The organism is Serratia sp. H402Y (assembly GCF_051172415.1).
Classification (GTDB): Bacteria; Pseudomonadota; Gammaproteobacteria; order Enterobacterales; family Enterobacteriaceae; genus Serratia; species Serratia ureilytica.
In genome coordinates this window covers 2,588,752-2,604,255 of record NZ_JBPIYZ010000001.1, presented here as the reverse complement: position 1 = coordinate 2,604,255, position 15,504 = coordinate 2,588,752, and the positions used below count along the sequence as shown (strand labels likewise).

At 62.6% G+C, this 15,504-nt stretch carries 14 protein-coding genes; 9 read left to right on the top strand and 5 right to left on the bottom strand.

What is annotated here, in order from left to right:
• Positions 1 to 124: 124 nt before the first annotated feature.
• Positions 125 to 547, bottom strand: coding sequence for a nucleotide triphosphate diphosphatase NUDT15 (locus ACSBQS_RS12585; protein ID WP_033652539.1), 423 nt, complete (start codon positions 545 to 547; stop codon positions 125 to 127).
• A gap of 247 nt (positions 548 to 794) precedes the next feature.
• On the opposite strand from ACSBQS_RS12585, the gene fruB reads away from it, so the two are divergent.
• The 4 genes from fruB (at position 795) to ACSBQS_RS12565 (ending at position 5,315) form a co-directional block, all read left to right on the top strand.
• Positions 795 to 1,928 carry a fused PTS fructose transporter subunit IIA/HPr protein gene (gene fruB, locus ACSBQS_RS12580; protein WP_033643805.1) on the top strand — a complete coding sequence of 378 codons (1,134 nt, stop codon included), beginning with the start codon at positions 795 to 797 and terminating at the stop codon, positions 1,926 to 1,928.
• Positions 1,925 to 2,866 (top strand): 1-phosphofructokinase, encoded by a 942-nt coding sequence (fruK, locus tag ACSBQS_RS12575; protein ID WP_015378523.1) that lies wholly within the window; start codon positions 1,925 to 1,927, stop codon positions 2,864 to 2,866. Before fruB ends, fruK begins: the two co-directional genes overlap by 4 nt.
• 11 nt (positions 2,867 to 2,877) lie before the next feature.
• Positions 2,878 to 4,560, top strand: a complete 1,683-nt coding sequence (gene fruA / locus ACSBQS_RS12570) for a PTS fructose transporter subunit IIBC (RefSeq protein WP_047025332.1) — start codon at positions 2,878 to 2,880, stop codon at positions 4,558 to 4,560.
• A 161-nt stretch (positions 4,561 to 4,721) separates the two neighbouring features.
• Positions 4,722 to 5,315: a DJ-1/PfpI family protein gene (locus ACSBQS_RS12565; RefSeq protein ID WP_197749448.1), complete on the top strand. Its 594-nt coding sequence runs from the start codon at positions 4,722 to 4,724 to the stop codon at positions 5,313 to 5,315.
• A 17-nt stretch (positions 5,316 to 5,332) separates the two neighbouring features.
• On the opposite strand, the gene nfo is transcribed toward ACSBQS_RS12565, so the two are convergent.
• Together nfo and ACSBQS_RS12555 are read right to left on the bottom strand one after the other, a co-directional pair.
• Positions 5,333 to 6,172: a deoxyribonuclease IV gene (gene nfo, locus ACSBQS_RS12560; protein WP_033643802.1), complete on the bottom strand. Its 840-nt coding sequence runs from the start codon at positions 6,170 to 6,172 to the stop codon at positions 5,333 to 5,335.
• 98 nt (positions 6,173 to 6,270) lie between these two features.
• Positions 6,271 to 7,344, bottom strand: coding sequence for a YeiH family putative sulfate export transporter (locus ACSBQS_RS12555; protein ID WP_033652542.1), 1,074 nt, complete (start codon positions 7,342 to 7,344; stop codon positions 6,271 to 6,273).
• A gap of 193 nt (positions 7,345 to 7,537) precedes the next feature.
• On the opposite strand from ACSBQS_RS12555, the gene ACSBQS_RS12550 reads away from it, so the two are divergent.
• From ACSBQS_RS12550 to ACSBQS_RS12540, 3 genes are all read left to right on the top strand, one after another.
• The gene (locus ACSBQS_RS12550) at positions 7,538 to 7,735 is read left to right on the top strand and encodes a hypothetical protein (protein WP_089197247.1); all 198 of its coding nucleotides are present in this window, start codon (positions 7,538 to 7,540) and stop codon (positions 7,733 to 7,735) included.
• A gap of 98 nt (positions 7,736 to 7,833) precedes the next feature.
• Positions 7,834 to 8,700 carry a DNA-binding transcriptional regulator YeiE gene (gene yieE / locus ACSBQS_RS12545; RefSeq protein ID WP_021505917.1) on the top strand — a complete coding sequence of 289 codons (867 nt, stop codon included), beginning with the start codon at positions 7,834 to 7,836 and terminating at the stop codon, positions 8,698 to 8,700.
• Between the two features lie 221 nt (positions 8,701 to 8,921).
• The gene (locus ACSBQS_RS12540) at positions 8,922 to 10,400 is read left to right on the top strand and encodes an amino acid permease (protein WP_033643798.1); all 1,479 of its coding nucleotides are present in this window, start codon (positions 8,922 to 8,924) and stop codon (positions 10,398 to 10,400) included.
• 45 nt (positions 10,401 to 10,445) lie between these two features.
• Here ACSBQS_RS12540 and ACSBQS_RS12535 read toward each other — a convergent pair whose 3' ends face one another.
• Positions 10,446 to 11,546 carry a GGDEF domain-containing protein gene (locus ACSBQS_RS12535; protein WP_033652543.1) on the bottom strand — a complete coding sequence of 367 codons (1,101 nt, stop codon included), beginning with the start codon at positions 11,544 to 11,546 and terminating at the stop codon, positions 10,446 to 10,448.
• A 369-nt stretch (positions 11,547 to 11,915) separates the two neighbouring features.
• Between ACSBQS_RS12535 and ACSBQS_RS12530 the strand changes: the two genes are divergently transcribed.
• Positions 11,916 to 12,998 (top strand): FecCD family ABC transporter permease, encoded by a 1,083-nt coding sequence (locus tag ACSBQS_RS12530; protein ID WP_033643796.1) that lies wholly within the window; start codon positions 11,916 to 11,918, stop codon positions 12,996 to 12,998.
• Positions 12,995 to 13,783, top strand: a complete 789-nt coding sequence (locus tag ACSBQS_RS12525) for an ABC transporter ATP-binding protein (protein WP_033643795.1) — start codon at positions 12,995 to 12,997, stop codon at positions 13,781 to 13,783. Before ACSBQS_RS12530 ends, ACSBQS_RS12525 begins: the two co-directional genes overlap by 4 nt.
• Before the next feature lie 735 nt (positions 13,784 to 14,518).
• Here ACSBQS_RS12525 and ACSBQS_RS12520 read toward each other — a convergent pair.
• Positions 14,519 to 15,466: a siderophore ABC transporter substrate-binding protein gene (locus ACSBQS_RS12520; protein WP_108681568.1), complete on the bottom strand. Its 948-nt coding sequence runs from the start codon at positions 15,464 to 15,466 to the stop codon at positions 14,519 to 14,521.
• Positions 15,467 to 15,504: the final 38 nt, after the last annotated feature.

Sequence of the window (15,504 nt, the reverse complement as noted above, 5' to 3'; positions counted from 1 at the left end):
AACCCCATGGGGTTATCCGTAGTCAAAAAAATGGCGTATATCGCAAAAAATAGCGTTATATTCTATTTTATATAGCGATGGGCTGTGAGGCAGGCAACGCGAACGCCGCGCGCTCGCGAAGGGCTCAGGCCGTTGGCAAGTAGGTTTGGCCGCTCAGCCACAGGCGGATCGCCGTGCGGCTGGCTTCGAAATGGGGTTCCGGCAGAGAGTCTGGCGCGCACCAGCGCCATTCGGCGCATTTTTCGGGTTCTTTCAGCTCGGCTTCGCCGCCGGGATGCGCCACCTGCAGACAGATGGACACCGTGTGTTTGCCTTCGGCGCGCCAGGTTTGCAGATTGTTGCTGACGCCAACGAAGCGCGGCGGATCGATGATCAACCCGGTTTCTTCGGCAATTTCGCGCTGGGCGCACTGCTCGAAGGTTTCACCGGCATCCAGATGCCCGCCGGGGATCGACCAAAAGGGCGCGTGGGAGCCGCAGCGTTTGCCCAGCAAAATCTCGCCTTGCGGGTTCACGATGATCACCCCGACGCCCGTCACTACATTCATGCTTTTCTCCGTCAGCAAAGTTTCAGCACAGTATGTCATTTTGCCCCGGCGCTGACCAATGCGCCGATGAAAGTGTGCGTAAGCTCAAAAATCTGCAATGGCGAAAGGGAGAAAGCTTGCTTTCATCTTGCGCTGCTTACACACTCCTTGAAACGTTTCAGCGTTATCCGACCGCTTGTGGGCAGCGGGTAACGCTCCTTTTTCTCAATGAAGCTGAAACGATTCAATTCAGCAGGAGAGGAGAATCATGTTCCAGTTGTCACCGCAAGACATTCATCTGGGCGCCGCTGCCGCCGATAAGCAGGAGGCCATCCGTCAGGTGGCCGCCGCGCTGACCGACGCCGGCTGCGTCAGCGCCGGTTATGTGGACGGCATGCTGCAGCGCGAACTGCAGACGTCCACCTACCTGGGCAACGGCATCGCCATTCCGCACGGCACCACCGATACCCGCGATCTGGTGTTGAAAACCGGCGTGCAGGTGTTCCAGTTCCCGCAGGGCATCGCGTGGGGGGAGGGCCAGACCGCCTATGTGGCGATCGGCATCGCCGCCCGTTCCGACGAGCATTTGGCGCTGCTGCGTCAGCTCACCCACGTGCTGAGCGATGACAGCGTGGCGGAGCGGCTGGCGAAAACCACCTCCGCGGAAGAGCTGCGCAGCCTGTTGATGGGCGAACGGCAGAGCGCCGAATTCCAGTTCGACGTTTCGCTGATTGCGCTGGACGTCGCCGCCGACAGCCTGATGACGTTGCAGGCGCTGAACGCCGGCCGTCTGCAAAAAATCGGGGCGGTCAACGCGCAGTTCGTCAGCGATGCCATCACCCGCAAACCGCTGAATCTGGGGCAGGGCATTTGGCTGAGCGACAGCGTTGAAGGCAACCTGGCCAGCGCGGCCACCGTCAGCCGCCCGGCGCAGGCTTTCGTGGAAGACGGCGAGCCGGTGGCGCTGCTGCTGACGGTGTCGGTCGCCGATGCGCAGCCGCTGGCGGTGCTCAACTACCTCAGCGATCTGCTGCTGGCCAACAAAGCTGAACGCTTGCTGAAGGCGGATGCCGCCGGCGTGCTGGCGCTGCTGACCAGCGACGTGGCGGAAGAGAGCAGCGTGCTGAGCGCCGAATTCGTGATCCGCAACGAGCACGGTCTGCACGCGCGGCCGGGCACGGCGCTGGTCAACGTGATCAAAAGTTTCAACAGTGACATCACCGTCACCAACCTGGACGGCAGCGGCAAGCCGGCCAACGGGCGCAGCCTGATGAAGGTGGTGGCGTTGGGCGTGAAGAAAGGGCATCACCTGCGCTTTACCGCCAATGGAGAAGATGCTGAAGCCGCGCTGAAGGCGATTGGCGAAGCGATTAATGAAGGACTGGGCGAGGGCGCAGCATGAGCAGAAGAGTAGCAACAATCACCCTGAACCCGGCGTACGATCTGGTGGGTTTCTGCCCGCAGATTGAACGCGGGGAAGTCAACCGGGTAAAAACCGCCGGCCTGCACGCCGCCGGTAAGGGCATCAACGTCGCCAAAGTGTTGAAAGATTTAGGCATCGACGTCACCGTCGGCGGCTTCCTGGGCAAAGATAATCAGGACGGTTTCCAGCTGCTGTTCAGCGATCTGGGGATCGCCAACCGCTTTCAGGTGGTGCCGGGGCGCACCCGCATCAATGTCAAGCTGACGGAAAAAGACGGCGAAGTGACCGATTTCAACTTCTCCGGCTTCGAAGTGACGCCGCAGGACTGGGATCGCTTCGTCAGCGACTCGCTGAGCTGGCTGGGCCAGTTTGACATGGTGGCGGTGAGCGGCAGCCTGCCGGCCGGCGTCGATCCTGACGCGTTTACCGACTGGATGACCCAACTGCGCGCCAAGTGCCCGTGCATCATTTTCGACAGCAGCCGCGAAGCGCTGGTCGCCGGGCTGAAGGCCTCGCCGTGGCTGGTCAAACCGAACCGCCGCGAGCTGGAAATCTGGGCCGGGCGCCCGCTGCCGACGCTGGCGGACGTGGTCGAGGCCGCGCATGCGCTGCGCGAACAGGGCATCGCCCACGTGGTCATCTCCCTCGGCGCGGAAGGCGCGCTGTGGGTTAACGCATCCGGCGCCTGGATCGCCAAACCGCCGTCCTGTGAGGTGGTCAGCACCGTGGGCGCCGGCGATTCGATGGTCGGCGGCCTGATTTATGGCCTGCTGATGCGCGAATCCAGCGAACACACCCTGCGTCTGGCCACGGCGGTAGCGGCGCTGGCGGTCAGCCAGAGCAACGTCGGCGTGACCGATCGTCCCCAGTTGGCCGCGATGATGGCGCGCGTCGATCTGAAACCTTTCAATCAATAGCAGGAGGCAGAATGAAAACGCTGCTGATGGTAGACAGTTCGCAGGGACAGGCCCGTGGCCACCTGGCGAAACGCATGCTGGAGGCCGCCGCGGCCAAAGCCGGCCTGACGCTGGTCGAGTCGCTGCAGGACGCCGAACTGGTGGCGGTGGCGGGGCAGGCTGCTCCTGCTGACGCCGCGCTGAACGGCAAATTGATCTATGTGGGCGAGGTAGAACAGGCGGTGCGTGAACCGGACGCGTTTCTGGCGCGCGCCCAGGCCGAAGCTGAAACCTATCAGGCGCCGCAGGCGGCTGCGGTGAAAGCCGATGGACAAAAACGCATCGTGGCGATCACCGCTTGCCCAACCGGCGTGGCGCACACCTTTATGGCGGCCGAAGCCATTGAAAGTGAAGCCAAGAAACGCGGCTGGTGGGTAAAGGTGGAAACGCGCGGCTCCGTCGGCGCCGGCAACGCCATCACCCCGGAAGAAGTGGCGGCGGCGGATCTGGTGATCGTCGCGGCGGACATCGAAGTGGATCTGGACAAGTTTGCCGGTAAGCCGATGTATCGTACTTCCACCGGTCTGGCGCTGAAGAAAACCGCGCAGGAACTGGACAAGGCGCTGGCCGAAGCCGAAGTGTTCCAGCCGCAGCAGCGCAGCGGCGCGGCGCCGACGGCGAAGAAGAAAGAGGGCAACGGCCCGTATCGTCACCTGCTGACCGGCGTGTCCTACATGCTGCCGATGGTGGTGGCGGGCGGTTTGTGCATCGCGCTGTCGTTCGTGTTCGGCATCAAGGCGTTTGAGGTCAAGGGCACCCTGGCGGCGGCGCTGATGCAGATCGGCGGCGGCTCCGCCTTCGCGCTGATGGTGCCTGTGTTGGCCGGTTTCATCGCCTTCTCCATCGCGGATCGTCCGGGCCTGACGCCGGGCCTGATCGGCGGCATGCTGGCGGTGAGCACCGGCGCCGGGTTCCTTGGCGGCATCATCGCCGGTTTCCTGGCGGGTTATGTCGCCAGGGCGATCAGCAGCAAGCTGCGTCTGCCGCAGAGTATGGAAGCGCTGAAGCCCATCTTGATCATTCCGCTGGTGGCCAGCTTGATCACCGGCCTCATCATGATTTACGTGGTTGGCACGCCGGTGGCGAAAATCATGGAAGGCCTGACCCATTGGCTGCAGTCTCTGGGCACCGCCAACGCCGTGCTGCTGGGGGCGATCCTGGGCGGCATGATGTGCACCGACATGGGCGGCCCGGTGAACAAAGCGGCCTACGCGTTCGGCGTGGCGCTGCTCAGCTCCTCGGTGTATGCGCCGATGGCGGCCATCATGGCGGCGGGCATGGTGCCACCGCTGGCGATGGGCCTGGCGACGCTGCTGGCGCGCCGCAAGTTCCCGAAATCTGAACAGGAAGGCGGCAAGGCGGCGTTGGTGCTGGGGCTGTGCTTCATCACCGAAGGGGCGATTCCGTTCGCCGCCCGCGATCCGATGCGCGTGTTGCCGTGCTGCATCGCTGGCGGGGCGCTGACCGGCGCGCTGTCGATGGCCTTCGGCGCCAAGCTGATGGCGCCGCACGGCGGCTTGTTCGTGCTGCTGATCCCGGGCGCGATTTCGCCGGTGTTGCTGTACCTGGTGGCGATCGCCGCCGGCACGCTGTTGGCCGGGGTGGCTTATGCCCTGCTGAAACGTGCTGAAACGCCGGTCGCCGCCGCGGCGTAAGCCTCGCCGATACCGCAAAACGCGCAGCCCAGAGCTGCGCGTTTTTATTTGTGTCTTAGGCAGTTAGCACGATTTACCCCTGGTCAGAAACCACAAGGCTTTCTAAGCTGATAGCGCGACTTTGTTCCTGCGAACAAGGAATGATTCAAGGAGATTCATCAGTGGCTAAAAAAGTGGCGATCGTACTGACATCCGGTTTCGCCGATTGGGAATACGCGCTGATTGCCGGCGTTGGCGGCCCGTTTTATGGGCTGGATGTGGCGTTTTTTGCGCCGCGGGCCGGAACGCTTCGCTCACAGGGCGGGTTGACGGTGGACGTTGCTCACGGCGTGGCTGAATTGGCGGACTGGCGCCCCGAGGTGCTGGTGGTGGTCGGCGGCACCCTGTGGGAAACCGAACGGGCGCCGGATATCCGCGCGTTGCTCAACGAGCAGCGTCAACGCGGCGCGACCCTGGCGGGCATTTGCGGCGGGACGTTGGCGTTGGCGCGGGCCGGCCTGTTGAACGGCAGGGCGCATACCTCCAACGATGCCGAGTTCTTGACGCGCAACGTTGCGGGCTACAGCGGGCAGCGCCATTACGTTGCGAGCGCCGTCGCCGTTGTGGATGACCGCGTCATTACGTCACCGGGATCGGCGCCGGTCAGTTTTACCACCGCGGTGTTCAGGGCTGCGGGCCTGGATGAAGAAACGCTGCGTCAGTTCGGCGCCATGCTGGCGGCGGAGCACGCGGTGGGGGAAACCGCTCGCGCTTAAGCGAGCGGCCAGGGGGGTTACTGCTGCGCCTTCAGCCAGGCGATCTCTTCGGCCCAGATATCCGGATTTACCGTTTCCAGAATCAGCGGGATGTTGTCGAAACGCGGATCGCGCATGATGTAGCTGAACACCGTTTTGCCGATGTTGCCTTCCCCCAGGCTGTGATGGCGGTCGACGCGGCTGTTGAACTCGCTCTTGGCGTCGTTCAGGTGCATGCCGCGCAGGTAGTTGAAACCGACGATGTCGCCCAACTGCTTGAAGGTGCGCTCGCATTCTTCTTCGGTGCGCAGATCGTACCCGGCGGCGAAGGCGTGGCAGGTGTCGATGCAAACGCCGACGCGGCTTTTGTCTTCGACGCCGTCGATGATCGCCGCCAGGTGCTCGAATTTGAAGCCCAGGTTGCTGCCCTGGCCGGCGGTGTTCTCGATCACGGCCGTCACGCCGGCGGTTTTATCCAGCGCGATGTTGATCGATTCGGCGATGCGCGCCAGGCACTTATCTTCGTCGATTTGCAGCAGGTGGCTGCCGGGGTGGAAGTTCAGCAGCGTCAGCCCCAGCTGTTCGCAGCGCTGCAGCTCGTCGATAAACGCCTCGCGCGATTTTTCCAACGCGTCGGCTACCGGGTGCCCCAGATTGATCAGGTAGCTGTCGTGCGGCAGGATTTGCCCCGGCCCGTAACCGTACTGGGCGCAGGCGCTCTTGAACTTATCGATCACGTCGGCGGCCAGCGGGGCGGCCTTCCATTGACGCTGATTTTTGGTGAACAGGGCGAACGCGGTCGCCTCCAATTCGTGCGCGCGGATAACCGCCTGATCCACGCCGCCTGACGCGCTGACATGTGCACCGACAAACTTCATCTTCATTCTCCTGTGTTATCGGTGACATTATGGCATTGATGGCGAGCGGATTGAATGGCGAAAAGCGGCGGCCCGCCGAAGCGGGCCGCCGAGGGAGATTACAGCAGGTGTTGCACCAGTTGGTTTATCGCGCCGCCGCCGACCAGCAACCAGACGAACAGCAGCGTCGCCAGCAGAATCGGTTTCATCCCGGCCTGGCGCACGGCGCTGATGTGGGTGGTCAGCCCCAGCGCCGCCATCGCCATCGCCAGCATCCAGGTGTCGGCGGTGATCAGGTGCCGCACCAGCGTGGCCGGCAGCAGGTTGAAGGAGTTCAGCCCGGCGACGGCGATAAACAGCACGGCAAACCACGGAATGGTGATGGCGGATTTTTCCGCCTTGCCTGCGCTGCCGCGGCTGATGTAGCCCGACAGCAGCAGCAGGAACGGCGCCAGCATCATCACGCGGATCATCTTGGCGATCACCGCCGCATTTTCGGCGTCCGGCCCGATGGCGTGCCCGGCGGCGACCACCTGAGCCACTTCGTGGATGGTGGAGCCGGCGTAGATGCCGAAGGTTTCCTGGCTGAACGGCAGCCACTGGAAGTGTTCATTCAACTGATACAGCCACGGATAGGCGAAGATCGCCAGGGTGCCGAACACCACCACGGTCGAAACCGCCACCGCCACTTTGCTGGAGTCGGCCTTCAGCACCGGCTCGGTGGCCATCACCGCCGCCGCGCCGCAAATGCTGCTGCCGGCGCCAATCAGTATCGCGGTTTGGCTGTCGATGCCGAACACTTTCTTGCCGAGCCAGCAGGCCAGCAGGAAAGTGGTGATCAGGGTCAGCGCATCGATGATGATGCCGCTGGCGCCCACGTCGGCGATCTGCTGAAAGGTCAGCCGGAAGCCGTAAAGGATAATGCCCAGACGCAGCAGGCGCTGTTTGGCCAGCTGTACGCCGCTGTGACAAACGGTTTGCCAGCGGGGGTACAGCGTGTTGCCCACCAGAATGCCGAGCAGGATCGCCAGCGTCAGCGCCCCCAGCCCCAGCTCCGCCACCCAGGGAATGTCGCCGGCCCAGACGGCCAGCGCGGTGAGCGCGCCGGTCAGCGCCAGCCCCGGCACCAGCCGCGGCAGGCCGAACAGCGGGAAGCGTCGCTCGGGGTAAGTGTGAGTGGTATCAGTCGCCATATAAAGTCAGTCCTTCAGTCTGTTTCTTGCGGTCAAGAGTACGTTTGGGCTGAATAAAAGAGAAATTGATTATATATTTATAACCTATCTGAATAAGTGGTATGGGGTCAGCCATTGGCATAACGCCGCATTGCGGCTAGGGTGTGGAGGAACGGCGAGCCCGCCGTCAATTTTCAGCTAACAGGAGCAGGCGATGGATACCGACGATCAACGCAGAGAGCAGGTAGATCAGGAAGTGGGCCGCGCGGTGCGGCGGTTGATTGAAGAAAACAAGGTGATCGACCGCGACCATCTCGCGGCGATGCTGCAATTGATACTGCGGGACGAAACCGGCACGCCGCGAGAGCCGGTGCTGGCCGCGGCGGCGCAGCTGGTCGCGTTGGGCAAATAGCGCGCCGATCTGGCCGCAAACAGGGTCGCCTGGCCGGGCTGCCCACCACACCATGTTGGGGTTCTCTGGCAGAACCCTCTTTCAATACCGGGACAGCTATGCATATCACGTTGCGTCAACTGGAAGTCTTTACCGAAGTGCTGAAAAGCGGTTCGACCACGCAGGCCTCGGTGGTGCTGGCGCTGTCGCAGTCGGCGGTCAGCGCGGCGCTGGCGGATCTGGAGGGGCAGCTGGGCGTGCAGCTGTTCGATCGCGTCGGCAAACGGCTGGTGATTAACGAGCACGGCCGGTTGCTGTATCCCAAGGCGCTGGCGCTGTTGGAACAGGCGGGGGAGATAGAGCAGCTGTTTCGCCATGACGGCGGGGCGTTGCGCATCGCCGCCAGCAGCACCATCGGCAACTACATGCTGCCGGAGATGATCGCCCGCTACCGCCGGGATTTTCCCGCCACGCCGCTGGAGCTGAACGTCGGCAACAGCCAGGACGTAATCGTGGCGGTGGCGGATTTTCGCGTCGATCTGGGGCTGATCGAAGGGCCTTGCCATATGCCGGAGCTGGTGACGCAGCCGTGGCTGGAGGACGAGCTGGTGGTGTTCGCCGCGCCGGATAACCCGCTGACCCGTCAACCGCCGACGCTGGAGGCGCTGGCCAATGCGCCGTGGATCCTGCGCGAGCGCGGTTCCGGCACCCGTGAGGTGTTGGACCATCTGCTGTTGGCGCATCTGCCGCACTTCCAGCTGGTGATGGAGCTGGGCAACTCGGAGGCGATCAAGCATGCGGTGCGGCACGGCATCGGCATCAGCTGCCTGTCGCGGCGGGTGGTGGCGGAACAGCTGGCCAGCGGCGCGCTGGTGGAACTGCCGGTGCCGTTGCCGCCGCTGCGCCGCACCCTGTACCTGATCCGCCATCGGCAAAAGCACGTCTCCAACGCGTTGCAACGTTTTCTCAGCTATTGCGTGCTGTAACCGGCGGCACGTCAAGCCCTCTGCTGCCGCGCAGGCCGGAAAAAGCATAAAAACCTGCGCGCGCTCACATTAATGAGAGTAAGTAAGGCTATAAGGGCCGCAGCTAATAATTGCCTCTGAATTATGAAGCTATCTTATATCGGTGCAATGTTGCTAGTTCACCGGCGGGTATTTGTTACAATCCGCCCTCATTTTTCGAAGAGCAGATAGATAGGGAACGAATGGCTCAGCAGGATATAAAAACATCGGGGCAGCAAGCACCCGGATTGCGCCGTGAATTGAAAGCCCGGCATTTGACCATGATCGCCATCGGCGGCTCCATCGGCACCGGCCTCTTCGTCGCCTCGGGCGCCACGGTTTCTCAGGCAGGCCCCGGCGGGGCGCTGCTGTCTTACGCTCTGATCGGTTTGATGGTGTACTTCCTGATGACCAGCCTGGGCGAACTGGCGGCCTTTATGCCGGTCTCCGGTTCATTCTCCACCTACGGCGCCAAATACGTAGAAGAAGGCTTCGGCTTCGCGCTGGGCTGGAACTACTGGTACAACTGGGCGGTGACCATCGCCGTTGACCTGGTGGCCTCGCAGTTGGTGATGAGCTACTGGTTCCCGGACACCCCGGGTTGGATCTGGAGCGCGCTGTTCCTCGGCCTGATGTTCCTGCTGAACTACATTTCGGTGAAAGGGTTCGGCGAGGCGGAATACTGGTTCGCGCTGATCAAGGTCAGCACCGTGATTATCTTCATCGCCGTCGGCGTGATGATGATCGTCGGCATTCTGAAGGGCGGCGAGCATGCCGGCTGGCAGAACTGGACAATAGGAGACGCGCCGTTTGCCGGTGGCTTCTCGGCAATGATCGGCGTGGCCATGATCGTCGGCTTCTCGTTCCAGGGCACCGAACTTATCGGCATCGCGGCCGGCGAATCGGAAAACCCGGGTAAAAACATCCCGCGCGCGGTGCGTCAGGTATTTTGGCGTATCCTGCTGTTCTATATCTTCGCCATTCTGATCATCAGCCTGATCATTCCGTACACCGATCCGAGCCTGCTGCGCAACGACGTGAAAGACATCAGCGTCAGCCCGTTCACGCTGGTGTTCCAACATGCCGGCCTGCTGTCGGCGGCGGCGGTGATGAACGCGGTGATCCTGACGGCGGTGCTGTCGGCCGGTAACTCGGGCATGTATGCGTCGACCCGAATGCTGTACACCCTGGCTTCGGAAGGCAAGGCGCCGCGCATCTTCGCCAAGCTGTCGAAAGGCGGCGTGCCGCGCAACGCGCTGTACGCGACCTGCGTGGTGGCCGGCCTGTGCTTCCTGACGTCGATGTTCGGTAACCAGTCGGTTTACCTGTGGCTGCTGAATACCTCGGGCATGACCGGTTTCATCGCCTGGTTGGGCATCGCCATCAGCCACTACCGTTTCCGTCGCGGCTACATGCTGCAGGGGCGCGATCTGAACGATTTGCCGTACCGTTCCGGTTTCTTCCCGCTGGGGCCGATCTTCGCCTTCGTGCTGTGTCTGATCATCACCCTGGGGCAGAACTACCAGGCCTTCCTGCAAGACAAGATCGACTGGTACGGCGTGACCGCGACCTACATCGGTATTCCGCTGTTCCTGCTGATTTGGTTTGGTTACAAGCTGTCGCAAGGCACCCGTGTCGTGAAGTACAGCGAGATGGAATTCCCGAAGATGGACGTGAAGTAATTTTCGGTGAGTGACACGCGGCGGGGGCTCCCGCCGCGTTTTGTTTTACTTTTTCCCGCCTTTGGCTTCCGCCAGCGCCTGCTGCGCCGAGCTCATCAAACTCTCTACCGTCGCGTAATCCTGCGTCAGCGCCACAATGCCGGCGTTAAGCTGCATGTTCACCTCGCCGAACGCGCCAAAATCGTAGGGCGCCTCCAGCGGCGGCACAATGCGCGCCAGAAACTCGCTTTCCGCGCCGTAGGGCAGATCGTGCACCAGAATCAGAAACTGGCCGCCGGTATAGCGGCAGATATAGTCGCTGGGGCGGATCAGCGTCTTGAGACGCTCGCCGACGGTGCGCAGCACGTCGTCGCCGATCTGGACGCCGTGGCTTTGGTAGAGCGCCGCCAGCGGGCCGAATTCAAGAATGAACAGATGGGAGATCGGCTGCGCCGTTCCGGGACGGCAGATGCTGCGCATCACCGCCTCGCCGCCTGCGCGGTTGAGAAAGCCGGTCAGGCGATCGCGGTGCGACGCCTGCTGCTTCTCCCACGCCAGCGTGACGTGCTGCACCAGCTGGCGGTGGTAGCGCGCGATCATGCCGTGGGCCAGCACCAGCCACAGCGGCGCGAGGTCTGCCAGGACAAACAGGTTTTGCACGCGCGACAGCGGCGCCGCCAGCAGGTAGGGCAGCGTCAGCGCGATCACCTCAAGCAGCGCGAAGCGCGGGGCGGCGGCGTGGCGCTGCATCAGCCAGCAGGCCAGGGCGGTGATCGTCAGGCCGGCGAACAGCATTAAGACGAAGCGGCCCGAGAGCATCGCCAGAGCGGCGCTGGCGCCGACCAGCAGCGCCCACAGCAGCACCGTCACCAGCATGGCGTTCGGCCAGGCCGGTTGACGCCGGCGCGCCAGCCAGGCTCGCCCGGCGGTCAACAACAACAGCAGCAGCAGCAAACCGATGCCGAGCGGCCGCTGGACCAGCCAGGCGTACCCCGCCAGCAGCGCGGCCGGCCCCGCGGCATTCAGCCAGGGCGTGAGAGGAGAGGGCGTCAGCGTGAGACGCAGCTGGCGTTGAAACGGCTCGTCATCGGCGTGCAGCGGGCTGTATAACAGCCAGTTCAGCAGCGCCGGGCGTTTGGGCGTTACCGCCGGAGATGGACTTCTCATTACAGCCTCGTCAATCAATAAGGCCGCTCTTGCGGCGGCCTGAAGTTTTTTTGCACGCGCGGTGCTGTGATTTTGGATTCTATGTGGTTTTGCCGTTATTTGTCAGAGTCTGGTCGGATCAGGAAGAATTTTCAGAATAATTAACCTACTGGCCGTTGGCGGGGGAAAGCGTGGCGGTTTGAAAAATGGCGATAAAAAACAAATTATTACATTTCGACAACGCCGTTTTCACCTATTGATATGATTGATAAGTATTATCGTTTGTTTTATTGTTAACGGCTGTGCAGCAGGCTGCTGCCGCACACTTTTCGGTTCACGGCGGCCGCTTTCGCGCCGCTGTCATGATGGTTGCAACAGGTATCTTAACTAATGAGCGTATCCACCGATCCCATGACTGAAGCCAAGGGGCAACCCGACGCCGGCGTGATGGGGCGTTATCAGCATATTCTTCGCCATCGCCTGTTGATGATGGGCGTATTGGCATTGGCGATCCTGGGCTCGCTGCTGCTGGATTTCACCATGGGGCCGTCCGGCCTGTCGTTGTCATCCTTATGGCAAACGCTGCTTGATCCCGCCGCGGCCGATGCCGGCACGCGGGTGATCGTCTGGGACATCCGTTTGCCCTATGCGTTGATGGCGGTGGTGGTGGGCTTTGCGCTCGGCCTGGCCGGGGCGGAAATGCAGACCATCCTGAATAACCCGCTGGCCAGCCCCTTCACCCTCGGGGTGTCTTCCGCTGCGGCCTTTGGCGCCGCGCTGGCGATCGTGCTCGGCATCGGCATTCCGGGGATCCCTGATCAGTGGTTCATCTCCGCCAACGCCTTTATCTTCGCGCTGTTCGCCGCGCTGATGCTGGACGGCATCACGCGCTGGACGCGGGTCGCCACCTCCGGCGTAGTGCTGTTCGGCATCGCGCTGGTGTTTACCTTCAACGCGCTGGTCTCGATGATGCAGTTCATCGCCAGCGAGGACACGCTGCAGGGGCTGGTGTTCTGGACCATGGGCAGCCTGGCGCGCGCCTCGTGGGACAAGCTGGGCATTCTGTTCGGGGTGTTCGCCGTGCTGCTGCCGCTGTCGATGATGAGCTCGTGGAAACTGACCGCGCTGCGTCTGGGGGAAGACCGGGCGGTGAGCTTCGGCATCGACGTGCGTCGGCTGCGTTTGACCACGCTGCTGCGCATCAGCATGCTCTCGGCGCTGGCGGTGGCTTTCGTCGGGCCGATCGGCTTTATCGGTCTGGTGGCGCCGCACATCGCCCGCATGATCTTCGGCGAAGATCACCGTTTCTACCTGCCGGCCAGTGCGCTGATTGGCGCTCTGGTGCTGTCGATGGCCTCGGTGGCGTCGAAAAACCTGGTGCCTGGGGTAATCATCCCGGTGGGGATCGTGACGTCGTTGGTCGGGGTGCCGTTCTTCCTGAGCATTATTCTGCGCCACCGGGGGAACGTATGAGCCAGGGTTTACGGATAGAAAACTTCTCGGCGGGTTACCCGAAACGCCAGGTGATCGACAATCTCTCGGTGCCGATGCTGCCGCGCGGGCAAATCACCGTGTTGCTGGGGCCGAACGGCAGCGGCAAATCGACATTGCTGCGCTCGCTGGCCGGGCTGAATCCGGCGCAGGGCAAGCTGTGGCTGGACGACGGCGATTTGATGCAGATGCCGTTCGCCCGTCGGGCGGAGAAAGTGGTGTACCTGCCGCAGTCGCTGCCCGCCGGGGTGCATCTGCACGTGCTGGAGTCGATCATCGTGGCGCAGCGCGCCTCGGGCGGCCGCAGCAACGCCGGCAGCGAAGCGGAAGTGATGGCTTTGCTGGAACAGCTGGGCATCGCCCACCTGGCGCTGAGTTATCTCGATCAGCTGTCCGGCGGCCAGAAACAGCTGGTGGGGTTGGCGCAGTCGCTGATCCGTCAGCCGTCGCTGCTGCTGCTGGATGAGCCGCTGAGCGCGCTCGATCTCAACTACCAGTTCCACGTGATGGATTTGGTGCGCCGCGAAACCCGCAAGCGCGATATCGTGACGGTGGTGGTGGTGCATGACATCAACATTGCGCTGCGTCACGGCGACCACGTGCTGATGCTGCAGGATGGCGATCTGATCGCCGACGGCGCGCCGGATCAGGTGATTACGCCGCAGAGCCTGGCGCGGGTCTATGGCGTGCGCGGGCGCATCGAGCGTTGCTCGCAGGGCACGCCGCAGGTGCTGATAGACGGTCTGGTGAACCAGCCGACGATATAGTCCAAGAAAAGCCCGGCATCGCCGGTAATGCCGGTCAGTTAAGCCTGACTGGCATTTTTTTATCCCATCTTTGTGTGTTTCGTGCAGCCTGAATTGCCGTAAAAATCTCCCATTTCTCTGATGCCGTAGCGAACGGCAATTGGAGGGGCCGAAGGCGCGGCCCCTCCACCCGCGCCTTCGCCTAACACCGTCTGTCCGCTATGCGGATACCCTCGCCGCGTCTGCATTGTCGGGCGGGTCGGCTGCGACAAACGTCCCTGTTAGTCTCGCCTCAACCGGCCTTCCCTGGCCGGTTGCCCCTGACAACGCCGTCTTGCTCGGCAGCCGGTGATGCGAGCCCAAGGTCAACACCTGAGCTGGCTGCTACCGGGAAATCTGTCGCTTATGAGGTTGTGGTAGAGAAGTTGGAGATGAGCGCGGTGTTGGGCGCCCTTGAAGACGCCGAACGCAGGCATAGCGCATTAGGCGAAACCGCCATGGACGGCGGTTTCAGGTGAGACAGGCAGGGACGCCTGTCGCAACCGGCCTCAATGCGGTATGGCGGAGGGAGGGAAGTTGGCAAAGCCAACCGTCTGATAGGGCAAAGGCGCGGGTTGCCAGGGGCCGCGCCTTCGGCCCCTGGCTCGGTCGAGGTGCGGGAGTCTCATGATGCACCTCTCATTTATCGACCGAAAGCGTCACGAGTACTTCAAAAAAACGCTAACTGACACGCATTACGGCATCGCCGGGCTTTTTTTATCGCGCAGCGCGGTTCAGTGCTTCGCTCACGCGTTCGACGACGTGCTGGGCGGTGACGATGCCGCCGGACAGATAGACCTCGGCCGCCGGCAGGTAAACCACCTGGCCTTTTTTCACCGCCGTGGTTTTCTTCAGCGCGGTGCCGGTGAGGATTTTCTGTGGCGCCACCGCGTTCGGCCGACCGGTTGCGGCGTCTCTGTCGATGACGAACAGCCAGTCCGGGTTCAGTTTGGCGACCTGCTCAGGCGTCAGCTTATTGCCGCGCACGTCTTTTTCATCGGAGTGCAGCGCGGACGAGAAGCCGAGGGCGTCATAGACGAAGCTGAAACGGCTCTTGGGGGCGTAAGCGCTGATCTTGCCGCCGGAGAACAGCACCACCAGCCCGCGTCCGGCCTGGGCGGCCTGCGGTTTGACCGCCGCTATCTGCGCATCCAGCTTATCGATCGCCGCCTGCGCCTGTTGCGGTTTATCGAACAGCTCGCCCAGCTGGCGGGTGCGCTGTTTCAGGCTGCCCAACTGATCCTGCTGATCGACGGACATGTTCAACGTCGGCGCCAGCGCGTTCAGCTCGTCATAGGCTTTGGACGCCCGGCCGGCGATCAGGATCAGATCCGGTTTGGCGGCGCGCAGCACGGCCATATCCGGTTCGAACAGGGTGCCGGCATTGAGGTATTTGTCATCCTGATAGCGCTTCAGGCTATCCGGCAAGTTCTTGCGATTGCCGGGCAGCGCCAGCGGCTCGACGCCCAGCAGCTGCAGCGTTTCCAGCGAGGCGTAATCCAGCACCACGATGCGCTGCGGGTGCTTCTTCACCTCGGTGCTGCCGTTCAGGTGCTGGACGTTGACGGTGGCCGAGGCCGCCGGCGCGTCGGTTTTACTGTGGCAACCCGCCAGCGCCATCGCGGCCAGCAGGGCGATCATCAGGGGGGAGCGGCGTAATCTCATGGGGCTTCCTCTCGGTGATGGAATGAAAAGGGCGCGCA

Excerpts from the sequence above, each read along its gene's own strand:
- fruA (WP_047025332.1), top strand. The coding sequence starts at position 2,878 with ATGAAAACGCTGCTGATGGTAGACAGTTCGCAGGGACAGGCCCGTGGC.
- yieE (WP_021505917.1), top strand. The coding sequence starts at position 7,834 with ATGCATATCACGTTGCGTCAACTGGAAGTCTTTACCGAAGTGCTGAAA.
- ACSBQS_RS12550 (WP_089197247.1), top strand. The coding sequence starts at position 7,538 with ATGGATACCGACGATCAACGCAGAGAGCAGGTAGATCAGGAAGTGGGC.
- ACSBQS_RS12530 (WP_033643796.1), top strand. The coding sequence starts at position 11,916 with ATGAGCGTATCCACCGATCCCATGACTGAAGCCAAGGGGCAACCCGAC.
- fruB (WP_033643805.1), top strand. The coding sequence starts at position 795 with ATGTTCCAGTTGTCACCGCAAGACATTCATCTGGGCGCCGCTGCCGCC.
- ACSBQS_RS12520 (WP_108681568.1), bottom strand. The coding sequence starts at position 15,466 with ATGAGATTACGCCGCTCCCCCCTGATGATCGCCCTGCTGGCCGCGATG.
- ACSBQS_RS12525 (WP_033643795.1), top strand. The coding sequence starts at position 12,995 with ATGAGCCAGGGTTTACGGATAGAAAACTTCTCGGCGGGTTACCCGAAA.
- ACSBQS_RS12540 (WP_033643798.1), top strand. The coding sequence starts at position 8,922 with ATGGCTCAGCAGGATATAAAAACATCGGGGCAGCAAGCACCCGGATTG.
- ACSBQS_RS12585 (WP_033652539.1), bottom strand. The coding sequence starts at position 547 with ATGAATGTAGTGACGGGCGTCGGGGTGATCATCGTGAACCCGCAAGGC.
- fruK (WP_015378523.1), top strand. The coding sequence starts at position 1,925 with ATGAGCAGAAGAGTAGCAACAATCACCCTGAACCCGGCGTACGATCTG.
- ACSBQS_RS12535 (WP_033652543.1), bottom strand. The coding sequence starts at position 11,546 with ATGAGAAGTCCATCTCCGGCGGTAACGCCCAAACGCCCGGCGCTGCTG.
- ACSBQS_RS12555 (WP_033652542.1), bottom strand. The coding sequence starts at position 7,344 with ATGGCGACTGATACCACTCACACTTACCCCGAGCGACGCTTCCCGCTG.
- nfo (WP_033643802.1), bottom strand. The coding sequence starts at position 6,172 with ATGAAGTTTGTCGGTGCACATGTCAGCGCGTCAGGCGGCGTGGATCAG.